The sequence below is a fragment of the Pseudomonas urethralis genome (genome assembly GCF_021602465.1).
GTDB lineage: Bacteria > Pseudomonadota > Gammaproteobacteria > Pseudomonadales > Pseudomonadaceae > Aquipseudomonas > Aquipseudomonas vlassakiae.
The window spans coordinates 59,345-77,916 of record NZ_BQIJ01000011.1 but is presented as its reverse complement, the minus strand read 5'-3'; the positions used below and the strand labels follow the sequence as shown (position 1 = coordinate 77,916).

The 18,572-nt window shown below is 63.5% G+C and carries 17 protein-coding genes and 1 tRNA gene; 7 read left to right on the top strand and 11 right to left on the bottom strand.

Going from position 1 to position 18,572, the window contains the following annotated elements; genetic code table 11:
• The first annotated feature begins 23 nt into the window (after positions 1-23).
• The 3 genes from L6D64_RS18245 (at position 24) to L6D64_RS18235 (ending at position 3,451) form a co-directional block, all read left to right on the top strand.
• Positions 24-413 carry a YybH family protein gene (locus L6D64_RS18245; protein WP_176506889.1) on the top strand — a complete coding sequence of 130 codons (390 nt, stop codon included), beginning with the start codon at positions 24-26 and terminating at the stop codon, positions 411-413.
• A 94-nt stretch (positions 414-507) separates the two neighbouring features.
• Positions 508-2,007: a purine-cytosine permease family protein gene (locus L6D64_RS18240; protein WP_176506890.1), complete on the top strand. Its 1,500-nt coding sequence runs from the start codon at positions 508-510 to the stop codon at positions 2,005-2,007.
• 13 nt (positions 2,008-2,020) lie between these two features.
• Positions 2,021-3,451: an aldehyde dehydrogenase family protein gene (locus tag L6D64_RS18235; protein WP_176506891.1), complete on the top strand. Its 1,431-nt coding sequence runs from the start codon at positions 2,021-2,023 to the stop codon at positions 3,449-3,451.
• A 1,143-nt stretch (positions 3,452-4,594) separates the two neighbouring features.
• Here L6D64_RS18235 and L6D64_RS18230 read toward each other — a convergent pair.
• Positions 4,595-5,116, bottom strand: coding sequence for a GNAT family N-acetyltransferase (locus L6D64_RS18230; RefSeq protein ID WP_176506892.1), 522 nt, complete (start codon positions 5,114-5,116; stop codon positions 4,595-4,597).
• Positions 5,074-5,364 (bottom strand): type II toxin-antitoxin system TacA family antitoxin, encoded by a 291-nt coding sequence (locus L6D64_RS18225; RefSeq protein ID WP_176506893.1) that lies wholly within the window; start codon positions 5,362-5,364, stop codon positions 5,074-5,076. The genes L6D64_RS18230 and L6D64_RS18225 overlap by 43 nt, the downstream gene beginning before the upstream one ends.
• A gap of 209 nt (positions 5,365-5,573) precedes the next feature.
• Between L6D64_RS18225 and L6D64_RS18220 the strand changes: the two genes are divergently transcribed.
• A complete protein-coding gene (locus tag L6D64_RS18220; protein ID WP_176506894.1) occupies positions 5,574-6,791 on the top strand; it encodes a DUF3422 domain-containing protein in 1,218 nt (405 codons plus the stop codon).
• Positions 6,792-6,822: 31 nt separating this feature from the next.
• On the opposite strand, the gene L6D64_RS18215 is transcribed toward L6D64_RS18220, so the two are convergent.
• The 6 genes from L6D64_RS18215 to L6D64_RS18190 all read right to left on the bottom strand — a co-directional run bounded on the left by L6D64_RS18215 (position 6,823) and on the right by L6D64_RS18190 (position 13,848).
• Positions 6,823-9,225, bottom strand: coding sequence for a DUF3772 domain-containing protein (locus L6D64_RS18215; protein ID WP_176506895.1), 2,403 nt, complete (start codon positions 9,223-9,225; stop codon positions 6,823-6,825).
• Positions 9,226-9,281: 56 nt separating this feature from the next.
• On the bottom strand, positions 9,282-10,334 hold the full coding sequence (gene ada, locus L6D64_RS18210; protein WP_176506896.1) for a bifunctional DNA-binding transcriptional regulator/O6-methylguanine-DNA methyltransferase Ada: 1,053 nt from the start codon (positions 10,332-10,334) through the stop codon (positions 9,282-9,284).
• Between the two features lie 98 nt (positions 10,335-10,432).
• Entirely contained in the window at positions 10,433-11,059 is a 627-nt protein-coding gene (locus L6D64_RS18205; protein ID WP_176506897.1) for a DNA-3-methyladenine glycosylase family protein, read from the bottom strand.
• A gap of 83 nt (positions 11,060-11,142) precedes the next feature.
• On the bottom strand, positions 11,143-12,303 hold the full coding sequence (locus L6D64_RS18200) for an MFS transporter (RefSeq protein ID WP_176506898.1): 1,161 nt from the start codon (positions 12,301-12,303) through the stop codon (positions 11,143-11,145).
• Between the two features lie 88 nt (positions 12,304-12,391).
• Entirely contained in the window at positions 12,392-12,535 is a 144-nt protein-coding gene (locus tag L6D64_RS18195) for a hypothetical protein (RefSeq protein ID WP_176506899.1), read from the bottom strand.
• Between the two features lie 101 nt (positions 12,536-12,636).
• Complete coding sequence (locus tag L6D64_RS18190) at positions 12,637-13,848, bottom strand: MFS transporter (protein WP_176506900.1); 1,212 nt, start codon at positions 13,846-13,848, stop codon at positions 12,637-12,639.
• 188 nt (positions 13,849-14,036) lie between these two features.
• On the opposite strand from L6D64_RS18190, the gene L6D64_RS18185 reads away from it, so the two are divergent.
• Both L6D64_RS18185 and L6D64_RS18180 read left to right on the top strand, forming a co-directional pair.
• The gene (locus tag L6D64_RS18185; protein ID WP_176506947.1) at positions 14,037-14,960 is read left to right on the top strand and encodes a FecR family protein; all 924 of its coding nucleotides are present in this window, start codon (positions 14,037-14,039) and stop codon (positions 14,958-14,960) included.
• A 95-nt stretch (positions 14,961-15,055) separates the two neighbouring features.
• Positions 15,056-15,132 (top strand) — tRNA-Met (locus L6D64_RS18180).
• A 96-nt stretch (positions 15,133-15,228) separates the two neighbouring features.
• On the opposite strand, the gene L6D64_RS18175 is transcribed toward L6D64_RS18180, so the two are convergent.
• Positions 15,229-15,813 (bottom strand): D-Ala-D-Ala carboxypeptidase family metallohydrolase, encoded by a 585-nt coding sequence (locus L6D64_RS18175; protein ID WP_176506901.1) that lies wholly within the window; start codon positions 15,811-15,813, stop codon positions 15,229-15,231.
• 67 nt (positions 15,814-15,880) lie between these two features.
• Between L6D64_RS18175 and L6D64_RS18170 the strand changes: the two genes are divergently transcribed.
• A complete protein-coding gene (locus L6D64_RS18170; protein ID WP_176506902.1) occupies positions 15,881-17,038 on the top strand; it encodes a hypothetical protein in 1,158 nt (385 codons plus the stop codon).
• A gap of 117 nt (positions 17,039-17,155) precedes the next feature.
• On the opposite strand, the gene rimI is transcribed toward L6D64_RS18170, so the two are convergent.
• Complete coding sequence (rimI, locus tag L6D64_RS18165) at positions 17,156-17,611, bottom strand: ribosomal protein S18-alanine N-acetyltransferase (RefSeq protein ID WP_176506903.1); 456 nt, start codon at positions 17,609-17,611, stop codon at positions 17,156-17,158.
• Positions 17,608-18,396, bottom strand: coding sequence for an energy transducer TonB (locus tag L6D64_RS18160; protein WP_176506904.1), 789 nt, complete (start codon positions 18,394-18,396; stop codon positions 17,608-17,610). The genes rimI and L6D64_RS18160 overlap by 4 nt, the downstream gene beginning before the upstream one ends.
• Between the last annotated feature and the right edge of the window lie 176 nt (positions 18,397-18,572).

Genomic DNA, 18,572 nt, shown 5'->3' with positions numbered 1-18,572 from the left:
ACAATAACCGTGAGGCCACTCCCGTGGACCAGACACTCCAGGTACGGCAAGCTGCCGCCGACCTCGTCGCGGCCTTCGCCAGCAACGACACCGCCCGCTACTTCGCCTGTTTCAGCGAAGACGCCACCTTCCTCTTCCACACCTTGCCGCAACCGCTGCTGTCACGCCGTGCCTATGAAGACCTCTGGGCCCAGTGGCAGGCCGAGGGTTTTGCCGTGCTCGGCTGTGAGTCGAGCAACGTGCAGGTGAGCCTGCAAGGCGACGTGGCAATCTTCATGCATGACGTGGCCACGCACATCCGTGTTGCCGGTGAAGAGCACCAGCTGGCCGAGCGCGAGACCATCGTCTTCCGCCGTCACGGCGAGCAATGGCTGGCGTGCCACGAACACCTGTCGGTCGTGACCGCCGCCTGATCAGCACTTACGCGGCCTTGCCGCACTGCCATCGCACCCACAAGAGGGCCCGCGCACCGCGACGGGCCTACAACAACCGCGCTGGAGCATCACCATGAGCCACTCGACCGGTATCGAGACCAACGGCGTCGAGCAGATCCCCGACGATCAACGCGACGCCTCCCCGCTGGACCTGTTCCGCCTGATCTTCGGCGGTGCCAATACCTTCGCGACTGCCGTACTGGGCAGCTTCCCGGTGCTGTTCGGGCTATCGTTCCAGGCCGGCGTCTGGGCGATCCTGCTCGGCGTCGGCGTCGGTGCGCTGATCCTCGCGCCGATGGGCCTGTTCGGTGCCCTCAACGGCACCAACAACGCGGTGTCGTCGGGCGCGCACTTTGGCGTGCACGGGCGCATCGTCGGCTCGTTCCTGTCACTGCTCACCGCCGTGGCGTTCTTTTCGCTGTCGGTGTGGAGCTCGGGTGATGCCTTGGTTGGCGGCGCCAAACGCCTGGCCGGGCTGCCGGAGACCGACCTGACCCTGGGCCTGGCCTATGGCCTGTTCGCGGTGCTGGTGCTGGTGGTGTGCATCTTTGGCTTCCGCTTCATGCTGTGGGTCAACAAGATTGCCGTGTGGGCTTCGAGCCTGCTGTTCCTGCTGGGCATCTTCGCCTTCGCCGGGCCGTTCGACGCGGGCTTCGCCGGTAGCGTCAGCCTCAGCCAGCCGGGCTTTTGGGCGGCATTCGTCGGCGCGGCGATCCTGGCCATGAGCAACCCGGTGTCGTTCGGTGCCTTCCTCGGTGACTGGTCGCGCTACATCCCGCGGCAGACGCCAAAGTCACGCATCATGCTGGCCGTTATCGCCGCCCAGGTGGCCACGCTGATCCCGTTCCTGTTCGGCCTGTGCACCGCCACCCTGGTGGCCACCCAGGCGCCTGACTACATCGCCGCCAACAACTACGTCGGCGGCCTGCTGGCCGTGGCGCCGAGCTGGTTCTTCCTGCCGGTGTGCCTGATTGCGGTGATCGGCGGCATGTCCACCGGCACCACCGCGCTATATGGCACCGGCTTGGACATGTCCAGCGTGTTCCCACGCCTGCTCAGCCGCGCCGGCGCCACCTTGTTGATTGGCGTACTGGCCATCGCGTTCATCTTCATCGGCCGCTTCACGTTCAACCTGGTGCAAAGCGTGTCGACCTTCGCCGTGCTGATCATCACCTGCACCAGCCCATGGATGGTGATCATGATCCTCGGCCTGATCACCCGCCGCGGCTTCTACCACGCAGACGACCTGCAGGTGTTCACCCGCGGCCAGCGTGGCGGCCACTACTGGTTCCTGCATGGCTGGAACTGGCGCGGCATGGGCGCCTGGATCCCCAGCGCGGTGGTCGGCCTGTGCTTCGTCAACTTGCCAGGGCAGTTCGTCGGCCCGCTCGGCGACCTGGCCGGTGGCATCGACCTGAGCCTGCCGGTCACCCTGGGCCTGGCCGGCGTGCTGTACCTGCTGCTGCTCAACCTGTTCCCTGAACCTGCTGGCGTGTATGGCCCCAACGGCCCGCGCTGGGTGCGCTGCAAAAGCGCCCCGCACACGCCGGTGACCACTGCCGAAATGGCCTGACTGGATACCGACCATGACCACTTCCCACTACATTGCCGGCCGCTGGGTCGAAGGCCACGGCAGCGACTGCATCAGCGTCAGCGAGCCTGCGCTGGGCTTGCCCTTCGCCGAACTGATGGCCGCCAGCGTGGCCCAGGTCGACCAGGCCGTGGCCGCCGCCCGTGACGCCCTGCCTGCCTGGAAAAAGGTCAGCGCCAGCACGCGTGCGGCCTTCCTGCGCGGCTTTGCCGAACAGCTCGGCCAGCGCCGCGAAGCACTGATCACCTTGCAGATGCGCAACAACGGTAAGCCGCGGCACGAGGCCGAGATCGACCTGGATGATGCGATCGCCACCTTCGCCTACTACGCCGAGTTGGCCGAACAACTGCCCTCGAAGAACCGTGACGTGCCATTGGCGGCAGCGGGCTACACCGCCCGCACCCGCCTGGAGCCGGTCGGCGTGGTCGGCCTGATCGTGCCGTGGAACTTCCCGTTGGTGACCAGCGCCTGGAAGCTCGCCCCGGCCCTGGCAGCCGGTTGCACCGTGGTGCTCAAGCCGTCGGAAGTGACCCCGCTGATCGAGCAGACCTACGGCCAGATCGCCGACGCCCTGGGCCTGCCAGCCGGCGTGCTGAACATCGTCAACGGCAAGGCCGAGACCGGCGCTGCGCTGAGCAGCCACAACGGCCTCGACAAGCTGTCGTTCACCGGCAGCAACAGCGTCGGCAGCCAGGTGATGCGCAGCGCTTCGGCACAGTGCCGGCCGGTGACCCTGGAGCTCGGTGGCAAGTCGGCAATCGTGGTGTTCGACGATTGCGACCCGGACCAGGCGGTGGAATGGATTGTTGCCGGTATCACCTGGAACGCCGGACAAATGTGCTCGGCCACCTCGCGCCTGCTGGTGCAGGACGGCATTGCCGACACGCTGCTGCCGCGCCTGCAGGTTGCGCTGCAAAAGCTGCGGGTCGGTAACCCGCTGGCCGAAGAAGTCGACATGGGGCCGCTGACCAGCCAGGCACAGTGGCTGAAGGTTGCCAGCTACTTCGCGACGGCGCGTGAAGAGGGTTTGCAATGCCTGGCCGGCGGGCAGGCGCTGGATCGTGAAGGTTGGTTCGTGAGCCCTACGCTTTACACCGATGTGCCGAAGGACAGCCGCCTGTGGACCGAGGAGATCTTTGGCCCGGTACTGTGCGCGCGTCGCTTCGCCACTGAAGAGCAAGCGATTGCCGAGGCCAACGACAGCCGCTTCGGGCTGGTCGCCACGGTCTGCTGCGCCGACCTGGAACGCGCCGAGCGCGTGGCCAATGCGCTGGAAGTCGGGCATGTGTGGATCAACTCGGTGCAGGCGGTGTTTGTCGAGACATCGTGGGGTGGCACCAAGGGCAGCGGGATTGGGCGGGAACTGGGGCCTTGGGGGTTGTCGGGGTACCAGTCGGTGAAGCATGTGACTCAGTGTTTGGGGTGATGGCCTAGAAGTGTCCGCCACAGCATCTTTGCCGCTTATGAGATCGAGCGCCGCCCGCGCGGCGCTTCGCGGGTGAACCCGCTCCCACAGTCTGTTTCGGGCCAATCCCTTCTGTGAGGTCTTCACTGTCCGCCTAGTTTGTTCCCTTCGATTTCGAGGTGGGCACAACTGCTTTTCATCGGTCTTCAGTCATGCACCAAGGCGGGCAGCATAATTGGCATAGGACAGACTGGCCCGAAACAGACTGTGGGAGCGGGTTCACCCGCGAAGCGCCGCGCGGGCGGCGCTCGATCTCATAGGCGCTGAACTTCTCATGCCGAACACATGGTGGCCCTCCCCCAGTCCCCAGCCATGCATCCCCAAGCATTCCTCCGTAAGAAAATTCCCAACCTGAAACCAAATGCTTCAAGAGCAACCTGCTTGGGAATTATCCTACGCACTGCGCTGCCGTTTCTCTGTTGTTGATGATCAGCATCAGGGCTAATTTCCCTAGGTCGCCAAATTCGGCGTCCGGGTGTGAGAGCCCGTGTTGATCTAGCTGCAACCTCAGCGGTAGCTGTGCGCGGGCAGGATTCGTCCTGGCCGGTTTCCTAGATCACCGGTCCCTCACCCCGCGTACAGCTGCCACCCAAACCTGTGAGAGGGAATGGGCATCAGCTCCTGACTGATCTAGGAGTAAACAATGAAAAAGTAGTCCCCGATCCACCCACCAAAACCTCTCCCCGCGCGTTCTACTCCATCAACAACGACATGCCCTCGCCCGAGGCCCTGCTGTACGTTTCCCAACTGCTGCGCGGCATCGAAGACACACTGGACGAATATACTGCGGCAATGCCGGCGGGCCTGGCATAGGGATGCTGGTCAACACCGTACACAACGTGCAGATGGCCAGGGCGTTGAATGAGCTAGTCCTATTGCGGGATGTAGGGGAAATCAACCTGGCATTGAAGCTAGGATCACGGGTCCCTTCGCAAACCGGCGCGAGGGGACTCGTTCTGCCTACTTCCTTAGCTCTACTCTGCAAACAGGAAATGTCGCAAAAAAGCGTTTTCGAGTACGCGTTTCGCAAACATGTCGCTGACGGCGACATATTGAAAAAACGTGTCGCAGAAACCGTTAAATAGCGACACGTCCTCTAAGAAATCACTGCAGCGACATCATCATCGTCTTGGGAGACAGTTCAGGACAGAGCTTAAACCCGGCATATTTCGCGTAGAACTGTTCAAGTCGCTCGGTAAGTGGATGCACAATCATTGCGACGCAGCCCACGACCTCCGAAGCAGCCAGCGCTCTTTCAATCGCATCCTGCAAAAGATCGGTTGCCAAGCCTTGCCCTGCCGCTTGGCGGGTTACACCCATGCGTCCCAGAACGACGACCGGCAAATGCTCAGGTGCATTACGGCGAAGTCGGGCCGATGCGGCATTTCCCCGCGCAACTGACCCATTCGATAACGTGTAAAAGCCAGCAACGGCGTTCGTACCTGCAAAGCAGGTGACATAGACCACAGCGTGCTTGGCATGCTGGGCCTTCAGTGCCTTTTCCAACAAATAGCTGTTGATCGAAGCTTCTCCACAATCGAACTGGCTCAGATCATGAAACTTGTTCAGTACCTGTGGAGCACTCAGCGCCAGCGCTTCGGCCTTGCCAGCAGCTTCTTCACGCATTCATTACTCCTGATAGTGTGGTCTTCCAATGCCTGTGTGAACGCATCAAACGCTTCGTCATCAAGCAGGAACAAGCGTTGCTCCATGAGCACTTCTTCGGCTCGCTTGCATGCAGCTTCCAGAACGAAGCTGGTGCGATCACCGCCGACAATTTCCACTGCTGCGTCGATCAGGTCGCGGCGGTGCTCGGCGACTCTCATGTTCAACGGCACCGCTTTGCTGCGGTCCCGCGTGTGTAATTCACCCATTGATGACTCCTTGCCCGTCCCACACGAGCAGCCAGATCGACCGACTGTGTCGACACACCAAAGCCTATTAAAATGTAACGCAAATGTATAGCTGTAAATCCAAGTGCGTTACGAACGGTCATTCTCGGCTCCTACAGGTGACTTTCCCTCCCCCTCCCGAAGTCCCACTCCCTGGTACCCCCACAATCACAACACCAGGCCGGACCACCATGCACCCTCAACGCACCGCCTTGCACAACGAGTTGCACGCCCGCCCGTCGCTGTATTTCGACGGCCCGGCGCATGTCTTCCACCTGGCACTGCTCGGCGGCGATGCCGCTTGCGCCGCGCTGCTGCAACGCTGCTGCCCGGATGCGATCGACGCCGAGGCCGCCCAGGGCATCACCCGCCTGGATGGCCACCCGTTCAAGTGGGAACGGCACACCGAGTTCTTCACCCTGACCCTGGTGGTGCCTTGTTCTGCCGACGACAGCGAATGGCAGGCACTGCCGCCAGTGCTGGCCGAGGCCATCGCGCCGCAGGCGGCACAAGTGATCAATGCCGTGCAGGTGCTGGTGCGCGACGAGCTGGGCCTCGACCTGCGCCACTACGGTTTCAAGGACCCGTGCGGCTCTTGCGTCGGCGGTGGCGATGCGGTGGTGTGGAGCGATTTTCGCCTCACCGCGGATGGCACCAACCGCTTCCTGTTCATCAACCGGCGCCTCAATGCCTACCGCCAAGGCCGTATGATCCGCCGGCTGCTGGAGATCGAGACCTACCGCATGATGGCCTCGCTGACCCTGACCACGGCCAAGGCCCTGAGCCAGGAACTGGATGGCTTCGACAAGACCCTGATGCAACTGTCGGAGCGCAGCGCTGGCGGCGATGGCCATGACTCCAAGGCCCTGCTCGAAGCCATCGCCCACCTGTCACGCCAGGTGGTCAGCCGCACGGTGAAGACCCGTCATCGCTTCGGTGCCACCCAGGCCTATGCGCAGCTGGTGTTCGAACGGCTGGGCGAACTGCGCGAGAGCCATGTCGGTGATTGCCAGCGTCTGGGGGTGTTCATCGAGCGCCGGTTCAAGCCGACTGTGCGCTATTGCGCGGCGACCGAACAGCGGCTGGAGCAACTGGCGAAGAACGTCGCTAACCTGGGCGACCTGCTGCAGGCGCGGGTGCAGGTGGAGATGGAAGAGCAGAATGCCGGGATCTTGCGCAGCCTCAATGCCCGTGCCGATGCCCAAGTGAAGATTCAGCGGGCGGTGGAGGGGCTGTCGATCATCGCCATCACCTATTACCTGCTGAACCTGTTCAAGCTGCTGTATGGCGGGCTGAATGTGCTGGGGATGGGGTTGACGGCACGGGATGCGCTAATGGGAATGGCTCCCCCGGTGCTGCTGGTACTGCTGGTGATTCTGATGCGAATCAGGCAGGCCAAGCAGCACTGAATCCGGGGGCGCGCTGTGCGCCCCCGACTATTCACACCGACGCGTCAGCCGGGCGCGAGCCTTCCTGCACCAGCACCATGCTCTGCGGCGAAGACAGGGCAATGCCTTCATCGCGCAACCGGCCAAGAATGGTGAACAGCAAGTCGCTACGGGCGCCCGACACCTGCCGCGGCCCTGCCACATAACCACTCACACCAATGACCATGCCTGCGGAAGTCAGGTCCTTGAAGGTCACCGAGCAAGCCGGCGCATCGAGGATTGCCTCATGCTCGCGATAGGCTGCCAACAGCAGATCACGTACAAGGTTGGCATCGGTCTCCAATGGCAAGGTCAGGGTGATACCCACCACGCCCAGGGCATTGCCCATGGTCACGTTACGCACGTTCTGCGAGATGAATTGCGAGTTGGGCACGATCACCGTGGAGCGGTCGGACATCTGGATCTCGGTGGCGCGCACGTTGATCCGGCGGATATCGCCTTCGACCCCGGCCAGGCTCACCCAGTCGCCCACCTTGACCGGACGTTCGGTGAGCAGGATCAGGCCCGAGATGAAGTTCTGCACGATCTGCTGCAAGCCGAAACCGATACCGACCGACAGCGCACTGACCACCCAGGTCAGGCTGGTCAGGTTGATGCGCAGGGTCGACATCACCAGTATGGCCAGGAATATGAAGCCGAGGTAACCGACCAAGGTCACCAGCGAGGCGCGCATGCCCGCGTCCATGTCGGTTTCCGGCAGCAGTCGCTCGCTCAGCCAGCGCTTCACCACGCGGATGGCGAACAGGCCACCGAACAAGATCAGCACCGCCAGCAGGATGTCCTGCGGCACGATGTTGAGGTTGCCGAGCAACTTGCCACCGGTGCCGTCCCAGTCACCCAGGCTCAGCAGCAGCTCGCCGGGGCTGGTGCCCGACGGCATCAGCGCCAGCAAGATGGCCAGGAACAGCAGCACCGTGCGGCTGATACCAATCAGGATGGTGCTGGCCTGGGCCTGGTGGCGTGGCGCCAGGCCCAGGGTCGAGGCGAGTGCCAGACCGCCCGGTTGGCGAGGCGACAGCAGGGCTTCGCAGAGGTCGCTGAGGAACGTGGTGAGCAGGTAGGCACACACCGCCACCACGCTGATCCACAACAGCTTGGCCGTGAGGAAGTAGGCCAGGGTCAGGTAGCCAGCGAGCAGTGCCAGCACGATCAGCCCGACCCACACCACGGTCACGAACGGGATCAGCCCGGCCCAGCCAGCCGGGCGCTCCAGGTTGTGCTTTCTCAGGGTGCGGCGGTAGCGCAGCAGTGCCACCGTGAAGATCGCAGCCACCACCAGCGCGGTCAGGCCATTGGTGGCCACGGTCAGCGCCAGGCTGGTGCCGATCACGCTGTTGATGCGCTCCATGGTCAGCATGACCATCAGCGCCAGCGCCAACAGCTTGGGGAACCAGCCCAGCGCGCTGGCCACTTCGTCGTGAATCGGCGGCAGGCGCCAGGACGGACGCTGCAGCATCAGCATGGCGCGGCCCAGGCCAGTGATGAAGGCGCTGAACACCACCAGGGTGAGGAAGTGATTGGTCAGGCTGGCGACGTCGGAGCCAAGCTCCGAGCTGCTTTCCAGGCCCCAGCGCAGCAGCGAAACGGAACCGGAGATGGTGCCCAGGGTAGCCAGGCTCACGCTCAGGGCCAGGGCGCTGCGCCGCAAGCGGCCTTCTGGCAGGCGGTGCACCATGATGCTGGCCAGCATACGCTCCAACAGCCCGCGCACCACAGTCCATACCAAGATTGCCGCCACCAGGCTGGTGATGAAGAACCAGCGATGTTCGGCACTCAAGGCACTGCCGACAGCATCGGTGGCCTCCTCGCGCAGGTCGCGCAAGCGCGCTACGTCGTCCGAGGTGGGGCGGATCAGGCTCTGCCAGAACGCCGGGCTCAACGGCGTCGTGGCTCGGCTGAGGATTTGCGAGTTGAACTGGCTACGGCGCAGGTTGACGATTTGCGTGGACAGGTCGCGGGCCGATTGAGTCAACTTGGCTGCCTGTTCCTGCTCGGCAACCAACGCCTTTTTCTCGTCAGCCAGCTGCTGGCGCTGACGGGTCAGCACTTCGGCTTCTTCCGGCTGCACCGGGCCGAGCACCTTGAGCTTGTCGTCGAGCTTTTCAACATCTGCGCTGCGCAAGGCACTCAACGCTTCGGCCTGGCGTTGTACCTGCACGGCGGACAGGCGCAACTGCGACAGCAGGTCGTCGTTGGCATTGCTGGTAACGCCCTGGCGGATCTGGTCGAGCCGATCGCTCAGTTGCTCGTAGCTGGCATTTTCGTCCAGCACCGGTACTTCCGCCGCTGCCAGGCTGGAAACCGGCGTGGCCGGTGCCGACCAGGCCGGCGTGGTCAGCGACAGCAGCAGGGCCATGACGCCCAGGTAGAATCGGGCAAGGCTGACACGCCTCATCGAATGTTCCTCTTTACACATCGAACTGGCGGGGGATTCTACGCGGCTTCCGGCAATCAGGAGAGTGCCGTTTCTCGCGCCAGCAGTTGCCGTTTGCGCTCAACCCCCCAACGATAGCCGCTGATGTCGCCGTCACGGCGCACCACACGGTGGCAAGGAATGGCCACGGCGATGTGATTGGCCGCGCAGGCCATGGCCACGGCCCGCACCGCCTTGGGGGCGCCGATGCGTTCGGCGATCTCGGTATAGCTGACCCGGCCGCCCACCGGCACCTCGCGCAAGGCCTGCCAGACCCGCTCCTGAAAGGCGGTACCTTGCACATCCAGTGGCAGGCTCAGCCCCAGTGCCGGCGCTTCGACAAAGCCGACCACTTCGGCGACCAGCCGCTCGTAGCCGGCATCGCCACCGATGAGGCGGGCTTTGGGGAACTGATTTTCCAACTGCTCAAGCAACGCCTCGGGGTCATCACCCAGCAGGATCGCGCAAATGCCCTTCTCGCTCTGGGCCACCAGAATCGCCCCGAGGGAGCACTGACCGATGGCGAAGTGGATGGTCGCTCCGGCGCCGCCTGCGCGGTACTCGCGGGGGCGCATGCCCAGGCGCTGGTCTGCGCTTTGGTAGAAACGGCTGTTGGAGTTGTAGCCGGCGTCGTAGATCGCATCGGTCACCGTACGTTGCCCGTCGCCCAGCCGCTCGCGCAGGCGCCTGGCGCGGAAGGCGCTGGCATAGGCCTTGGGGGTGAGGCCGGTTTCGGCCTTGAACAAGCGGTGCAGATGAAAGGGGCTTACGGCCAGTTGCGCGCCGAGCTGGTCGAGGCCGGGCGGGGTGTCGCTGCTTTCCAACAGGCGGCAGGCGCGGGCAATCAGGTCAGCGCGACGGCTTTCGCCCGGCTTGGCCATGCAGCGCCGGCAGGCACGGTAGCCGGCGGCTTCGGCGCTGGCGGCGTCATTGAAGAACTCGACGTTGTCGCGCTTGGCCATGCGCGATTTGCAGCCGGGGTGGCAGTACACGCCAGTGGTGCGCACGGCGTAGACGAAGTGGCCGGCGGCAGAGGTGTCACGGGACTCGACGGCTTGCCAGCGCTGGGTTTCAGTGGTGAAGGCGTTCATCCGGTCAACCTCGGCTATCTGTTTCATCGGTTACGGCCGCTTCGCGGGCATGCCTGCGCAACCGCCGCGAAAGGGCCGGCAAAGCCAAGGCAAAGTGATCAGGCCCGCCACAGGTACCAGGCCGCCACTGTCCGATACGGGCTCCAGCCGCCCCCCAGCGAGCGCATCTGCGCCGGGGTTGGAGCCTTTTCCAGCCCCTTGAGCCGACGATACCCCTCGCGCACGCCAAAATCGTCCACCGGCAGGATATCCGAGCGCTCCAGGCTGTAGATCAGCAGCATCTCCACGGTCCAGCGCCCGACGCCACGCAAGGCGATCAGACGCTGGATCAATGCATCGTCCGATAAGCCCAAGGCCTCCTCACGACTGGGTACCACACCCTCCAGGCTGGCCTTGGCGATACCCTGGATGGTCACCAGCTTGCTCGCCGAAAAGCCGCAACCGCGCATCACCTCGGGGCTGACCGCCAACAGTTGTTCTGGCGTCGGAAACGCCTGCCCAGGGAACAGCGCCAGCAACCTCCCGAGGATCGCCTCGGCCGCCCGCGCATGCAACTGCTGATAGGCAATCGCCCGCACCAACGCTTCATAAGGCTCGCGCCCTGGCGTCGCCTGGTGCAGGCAGGGCCCGGTCACCTCGATATGCCGCGCCCAGTCAGGGTCCAGCGCTGCCAGGTAGTCGGCGGCTTCACGGTAGGCGGCGGGAGAAAGGTCGGCGAGAATCATCCGTGGCTCCTGTGGCTTCAATGCAGGTCCAGCTTAGCCCAGCCACTGATCGGGCAAACGCCGGATCTTGCGCCACCAATTCCTCAGTCGGCAACGGCGCGCAACTTCCCCACCCGGCGGTACGATTGCCGGGCACAGCACACGAACAGCCCTGCCATCAGCGCCAGCGCCATCGGCAGCCCATGCGGCGCCACATCCATCGCCGCCCCGCTCACCAGCGGCCCGACCAGGCTGCCGACGCCCCACAACAGCCCCACGCTGGCATTTGCCGTGACAAGGTCCTGCCCTTTGAAGCGTTGCCCGATCAGCACCAGCGCCAGGGTGTAGATACCGCCCGCCACCGCGCCCAGCAGCACCAGCATCGGCCACAGTAGCCAGGTCACCTGCAGCAGCCATGGCAGGGCGATGCCGATCGCCATCGCCACCAGCCCGCACACCAGGTGCAGCCCGGTGCGCTCGACGCGGTCGGCCAGCCAGCCCAACGGCAGCTGGAACAGCATGTCGCCGGCAAACACCACGGTCACCATCAGCGCCGCCACGGCCACGGCAAAACCATGGCTGCTGGCGTACACCGGCAGCAGCGACAGCACCACGGCATCGAAGAACGAGAAGAACAGCACCGCCACGCACAGCGCCGGCGCCACACGGAAGAAGCCGGCCAGGCCGAAGCTCTTCTCGCCCTCGTCGCCATGTTCGACATGGTCATTGGGCACGGTCAGCAGAATGCACAGCAAGGCCAGGCCATAGCCAAGGGTAACCACGCCAATGATCCAGGGGCTATCGGCGCCAATCAACGCGATCAGTGCCGGGCCAAGTACCTGGAAACCGGTGAAGCTGGTGGCGTACAGGGCCATGATCTTGCCGCGGTTGTGGTCCGGGCACAGCTCGTTGACCCAGGACTCGCCGAGGATGATCGCGATGCCCATGCCAATGCCCAGGCCCATGCGCAGCACGGCCAGCAGCCACAGCGTATCGAACGCCGAATCAAGCAAGGCGATGCTCACGGTGCACAGGCTGAAGCACAGCAGGTAGATGGTGCGCCGGGTCAGGTGCCGGCAGCAGGCATCGACCATGAACGCCGAAAGCATCATGCCCGCAGCCGGGATGGCCGAGATGATGCCGATTTCCAAGGTTCCGGCCCCGGCCTCGTGCAGGCGCAACGACACCAGCGGCAGGCTGGCCCCCAGGCTGAAGCCCACTACCGATACGGCGAACAGAAGGCCCGCCAGCAAACGCATGTTCATGTACCACTCCAGGCAAAACTGAAAAGACGTGCAGATACAGGCGCCCATACGCTCGCCGGGAAGGCGGGCGACGCAGAGGCGCTGGGTGTCAGTTCAGGGCTGGGTGTGGCGAGAAGGTGAAGGCGAACAGCACACTGCGGCGACGCTTGAGCACCGTATCGCTCGGCCACGCACGACGCATGGCCTGCAGAGCAGGCTGGCGGGTGTGTGGGAGGGATTGGCTACGGCGCATTGCTGTGGCTACTACGCAGGTGTGAAAAAGAGAGGCGGCACTCTAGGCCAAGCCTGACCAAGTCGTCAATTGCCCGGGGCTGCTCGCAGCCCCCGGCCATGTCAGCGCTTACCCGTATTTGGCAGAAACACCGCCAACAGGCCGAACAAAGGCAGGAACGAGCACAGCCCGTACACATACTCGATGCCACGCAGGTCAGCCAGGTACCCCAGCAGCGCCGCACCAATCCCGCCAAAGCCGAACATCAGGCCGAAGAAGATACCGGCAATCATGCCCACACTGCCGGGCACCAACTCCTGGGCATACACCACGATCGCGGAAAACGCCGAGGCCAGAATGAAACCGATCACCACGCTGAGCACGGTCGTCCAGAACAGGTCGGCATACGGCAATGCCAGGGTGAACGGCGCCACTCCGAGGATCGAGAACCAGATCACCGCCTTGCGCCCAATGCGGTCACCGATCGGCCCGCCAAAGAAGGTACCCGCCGCCACCGCGCCGAGGAACAGGAACAAGTGCAGCTGCGAGCTGGCTACCGACAGGTCGAACTTCTCGATCAGGTAGAAAGTGAAGTAGCTGGTGAAGCTGGCCATGTAGAAGTACTTGGAGAACACCAGCAGCCCGAGCACGATCAGCGCCGCGATCACCCGCCCGCGCGAGATGCCGTGGCTGGCCTGCAGCGCCTTGCGTGCCTTGGCCTGGTCAAGGTGTTGCTTGTACCAGCGGCGCAGCATCAGGGTCACGGCAAAGAAGAACAGCGCCGCCACGCCAAACCAGGCTACGTGAGTCTGGCCGAATGGAATCACGATGGCCGCCGCCAGCAACGGGCCGAAGGCAGAACCGGTGTTGCCGCCAACCTGGAATGTCGACTGCGCCAGGCCAAAACGGCCACCCGAGGCCAGCCGCGCGATCCGCGAGGTCTCCGGGTGGAAGGTCGACGAACCGATGCCGACAAGTGCCGAAGCCAGCAAGATCATCGGGAAGCTGCCAACGAAGGCCAGCATGACGATCCCCACCAGGGTGCACAGGGTACCCAGCGGCAACAGGTTGGGCGTAGGTCTGCGATCGGTGAAAAAGCCCACCCAGGGTTGCAGCAACGAGGCGGTGATCTGGAAGGTCAGGGTGATCATGCCGATCTGGGCGAAGCTCAGGTCGTAGTTGGCCTTGAGCATCGGGTAGATCGCCGGCAACACCGACTGGATCAGGTCGTTGATCAGGTGCGCCAGGGCGCAGAAAGCGATGATGCGCATTACCAGCGGATTGGCTTGGGTCGCCGAACCGGTGCTGGCAGTGGGAGTGCTGCTGATGGCCATGAGCGTGAATTCCGTCCGCAGGTTTGGCATCCGATTATCAGGAAACAAATAGATACATAGCTAGCTTTTTTATTTACCGGACAGGCGCACTTGTAAATGGTTCTCAATATATTTAGCATCTTCGACTTATCCTCCCCGTAATCGTTGGGCGTAACAGCCCTCACGCGAGCACCCCGATCATGAGCCCGATGCCCGCCACGCCGCTTCAGGCCGATCCTCAGCAGGAAGCGCTGGAGTGGTTTTCCCGCCTGCGCCAGCCCGGCTGCGATGAAGGCGAACGCCAGGCATTCGGCCGCTGGTGCCAGGAGCCCCAAAACGCGCATGCTTATGCCGAACTGGAAGCGTGCTGGCAGCAACTTCAGGTGCCCGCTGCCCGGCCACGACCACGTTTGCTCACGGTCCGCCGCAGTTACATGGGCACGGTATTCGGCGTGCTGTTCCTGCTGTTGCTCAGCGCTTTCGCCTATCTTTACTGGCCACTGATGCAACGCTTGGCCAGCGAACTGGCCACTGACGTGGGCGAGCGCCGCAGCGTGCGCCTGGCCGACGGTTCGGCGTTGCACCTGGACAGCGCCAGCGCAGTCAATGTCGACCTGCGCGGGCGCACGCGCCAACTGCACCTGGTACAAGGCCAGGTGTATCTGGAGCTGGTACTCGATGGCCGCGCCATGGAAGTTCAGGTCGACGATGCCCGTATCCAGGTGTACGGCACCCGCCTGATGGTGGCGCGGCATGCCGATCAAGATGAACTGGTGGTGCTCAATGGCAAAGCGCTGGTCACCCAGGGCGGTGAGCAGCGCATGGTGTCAGCGGGCGAACGGGTAACCTTCACCGATGCGCGGATCCACCCCGTGCAGAAAGTCGACGAGAAGACCGTGGATGCGTGGCGCTCTGGCCGCATCGAGGCCATCGACATGCCTCTGGGGCAAGTTATCGAGCGCCTGGCCAGCTATCAGGGCCGGCGGGTCTGGCTGATGGATGAACAGGCGGCCCATCGACGCGTGACGGGCAACTTCAATCTCGATCGCCCAGGCGAAACCCTCGCGGGACTGGCTGCTGAGGAGGATTTGCAGCTGTACGGCGTGCTTGGGCAGTGGCTGATCGTCCGCTGAAACCGAGGTCGGTCGCTAAGTTTTTGAAAGCGTGCAATTTTTTTTTGAAATGAGTGTTGACACAGGTCCATCACAAGGGAATAATGCGCCCCATCGGCTACATAGCTCAGTTGGTTAGAGCATAGCATTCATAATGCTGGGGTCCGGGGTTCAAGTCCCTGTGTAGCCACCAAACCTGAAAAGGGCTTACCGCAAGGTAAGCCCTTTTCTTTTGCCTGTAGAAAAGTCCAGCCCATCAGCGCCCCCCGCGATCGCCACACCCAATCTGTCACCTGGGCTTGCTGCAGAACGACGAGCCTGGTCCGCCATCACCACCCCAGGTGCGATACCCCGCAGTATCGATGTGGATGCGCCCGCTGGGATAGCGCCCCAGCCCCATGTTCCAGGCTTGGCCATGCTGCTGCCAGAAGTGGCACAGCGGATTGGGGTCGGCCCAGGCCGGCAGCAGGATATCGACCGCGAAAGCGCGGGTATGGGCACTGCCCACAGCACCGCCCGCGCAGCGATTGAGATCGGCATTGCGATAGCCCGACACCACTTCGAACTGGCGCAAGATACCTTGCCCGCCGAGGGTATTGACCAACGACAACGTGGAACGCACTGCCGGCCAGTTGCTGGCCGGCGGCACCGCAAACGGCGCGGCATGGCACAGCTTCCAGTCCGACGCCGTTCGTAGCAGCTGATGAATCGGGACCACACCATAGAGGCGCGCATCCACCAGCATCTCGCGAAACGGCCGGGTTTGATGATCACCAGCCCATTGCGCGAACATCCACACGTCGCGCTCGTCTGCCAGCAGCCCTGTGCTCGACAGCACACCTGCAACCAATAGCAGCCTGCTCGCTCTTCTCATCCCCATGCTCCCTGCCCCAGTATGAGCGCGGCCGTCAAATCGGGCGGCCACTGACAAGGAGTTAAGCATGCACAAGACTGCCGCAACGAGCCTCGCCGCCCTCGCCTTCAGCGGCCTGGCCATGGCGGATGCGCGCATCGACCTGGGCGATGCCCAGCGCGTTACCCGCCTGTTCGCCTTCCCCAACAATTGCCACGTGATCTGCTACCGCGACTGGACGCTGGAACAGACGGTCGAGCACTACCTGACCCAGAGCGTACGCCGTGACGGCCACGCCAACGCCCAGGTGCACGTCAGCCGTGACCACGACCGGCTGCACGCCACCATCAGCGACGTGCCCGCCAACTATGCCGAGCCCCTGCGCAAGCTGCTCGACAGTGGCGAACTGGCCTACAACGGTGCCACCCAGCTGAACAAGGACGGCAAATGGTCTTACGACTGGTACCTGTTCCTGCCGCTGGGCATGGCCCTGCAGAATCGCCGCAGCATCGAGCTGCTGCACTTCCCGCCAGATTATTCACTGACCCAGGCACAGGACTACCTGCGTTCCAACACGACCGACCGCTGGGCCGAACTGCTGACCTTCAACGGCGTCGACGCCAGCCAGACCCCGGCCTACCAGACCATCATCGACATCGCCCCGATCGCCGCGCCGGCCAGCGCGGGAGCAGCCCTGACGGACACCTATGGTTACTTCAAGGACTACCAGTTGCGCATGGTCAAGGAAATGACCCTGCAACAGCGCACCCGGCCACTGCCCATGGTCGCCTTCGGCGCACCAGTGCGCAGCTGGGTCCAGCAGCAATACGGGCCGCAGGTGGATGTACTGGGCCTGGTCAGCATCAGCCCTCAGCCCGGCGCGCACGTGCCGGTACTGGGAGCCAACCACCCAAGCGCGATCTGGTACGCGGCAAACAAGGACAGCCATGGCGGCAATCAGGATGCGGCCGATGCCGCAGGGCTGAAGATGATGGGCCAGGATTTGACGGCGGCCTGCTGGCAGGCCGGGATGGGCCGTAACCCCACGGCTGAACCGAAGATGACCCTGGATGCCTGCGCGACCAAGTGGCAGGTAACGCAGAAAAAGCAGACCTGTGAGCTGTTCTTCCGCACCGTGCGCAAGTACACACCAGAGCAGGCAGCCGCAAAGTGCAATACCGGGGAGATGACCAGAAGCCTGCGGGACCTGCGCAAGCCGGTCGAGGTTGTGCCGCGGGAACTGTGATCGACTGACTGGCCCCTTCGCGGGTGAACCCGCTCCCACAGGATCTTTGTAGATTCCGAAGGTTGCACAATACCTGTAGGAGCGGGTTTACCCGCGATGAGGCCAGTACAGGCTTGCTCAGTCTTCAAGCAACGTACAGGCCATCACCAACGCATCTTCACGCCCACCCGCGATCGGGTAGTAATCGCGGCGACGGCCGATCTCATTGAAGCCATAGCGCTCGTACAAGCGATAGGCCGACTGATTACTCGCTCGTACCTCAAGGAAGCACTCACGACCATTGAGCTGGTAGGCCCGCGCCATCAGGTGTTCAAGCAGCCTCAGCCCCAGCCCACGCCCCTGGTTCTCGGGTTTGACAGTAATGTTGAGCAGATGCGCCTCATCAATGATCACATTGATCACCCCATGCCCTACCTGCTGCTGCCCGTCGAACATCAGCCACACTTCGTAGGACTTGAGTGCGTCCTGGAAAATCCCGCGGGTCCAGGGATGACTGAACGCGGCATATTCGATCTTAAGCACGGCATCCAGATCCGCCTCGGTCATCAGGCGGAAACTGATCGAGTCACTCATTCAACGCTCTTCCAGCGCGCCATCAGCTGGCGCATCGCTTGCCAGACGTCCGCCTTGCGCTGCGGCTCGTCCATCAACAGTTCAAGGCCTGGCAACGCCCACGCATCACCCAGGCCATCGACCTTCAGCACTTGGTAATAAGCCGCCTCGTCGGCGCTGGCCGCGTAACGCATGGCCGGCAAGCCGATCAGCCACAGCACGCTGCAGGGGCTTTGCTCCAGGCGCGCCTGAATGAAGCCCCTGACGAAATCCCTTGCGGCATCCGGGCCCTGGTCCATGTTGCCGCGCACCAGCAGCGGCCAGCGCACCGGCTCGCCGATGATCTGCGGCGCATCGGGCAGGCCGGCGGCACGCAGCATGTCCTTGAGCAACAGATAGGATGGGTCGCGACTCTGGAAAGGCTGACCGGTAGCCAGTTCGACCAGCAGCAGGCAGTTGCCGGCACGCAGCAACTGCAGCGAGAAGCGCGGTGGTGGCACCGGGGCCGGTCGTGGCGCCGGGGCCTCTTCCTCGGCTTCGACTGGCTTGGCAGCGGCCTTGGGCATGCTGCCCGGGCGCGGAATCTCGATTTTCGGGCGCTCGCCGGAACGGGCCTGGGGTGTGGCCGGGGCCTCGCTGGAGGCCGGCGCAGAGGGCCGAACCTCGAAGTCGATTTCTTCTACCGGCGCCTGCGGCAACAGCAGCTCGGCGCGCGACGGCGCGGCGAACGGCAATTCGGCACGCGGCAGCCAATGCACCACTTGCATGGCGGAAAGGTAGGCGCGGCGGCGGGGTTCGGTCAGCAAGGCTCGGGGATCCGGGGTTCGAAACGTCGCACATTCTAACGTTGTTGGCCGGGCTGTGCTGCAACTGGTCGGCGGAAATTTGTTGCCCATGCCGGTCTCTTCGCGGGTAAACCCGCTCCTACAGGTTCACCACCGGAGCGGGTTTACCCGCGAGGAGGCCAGCAAATCCCCTACAA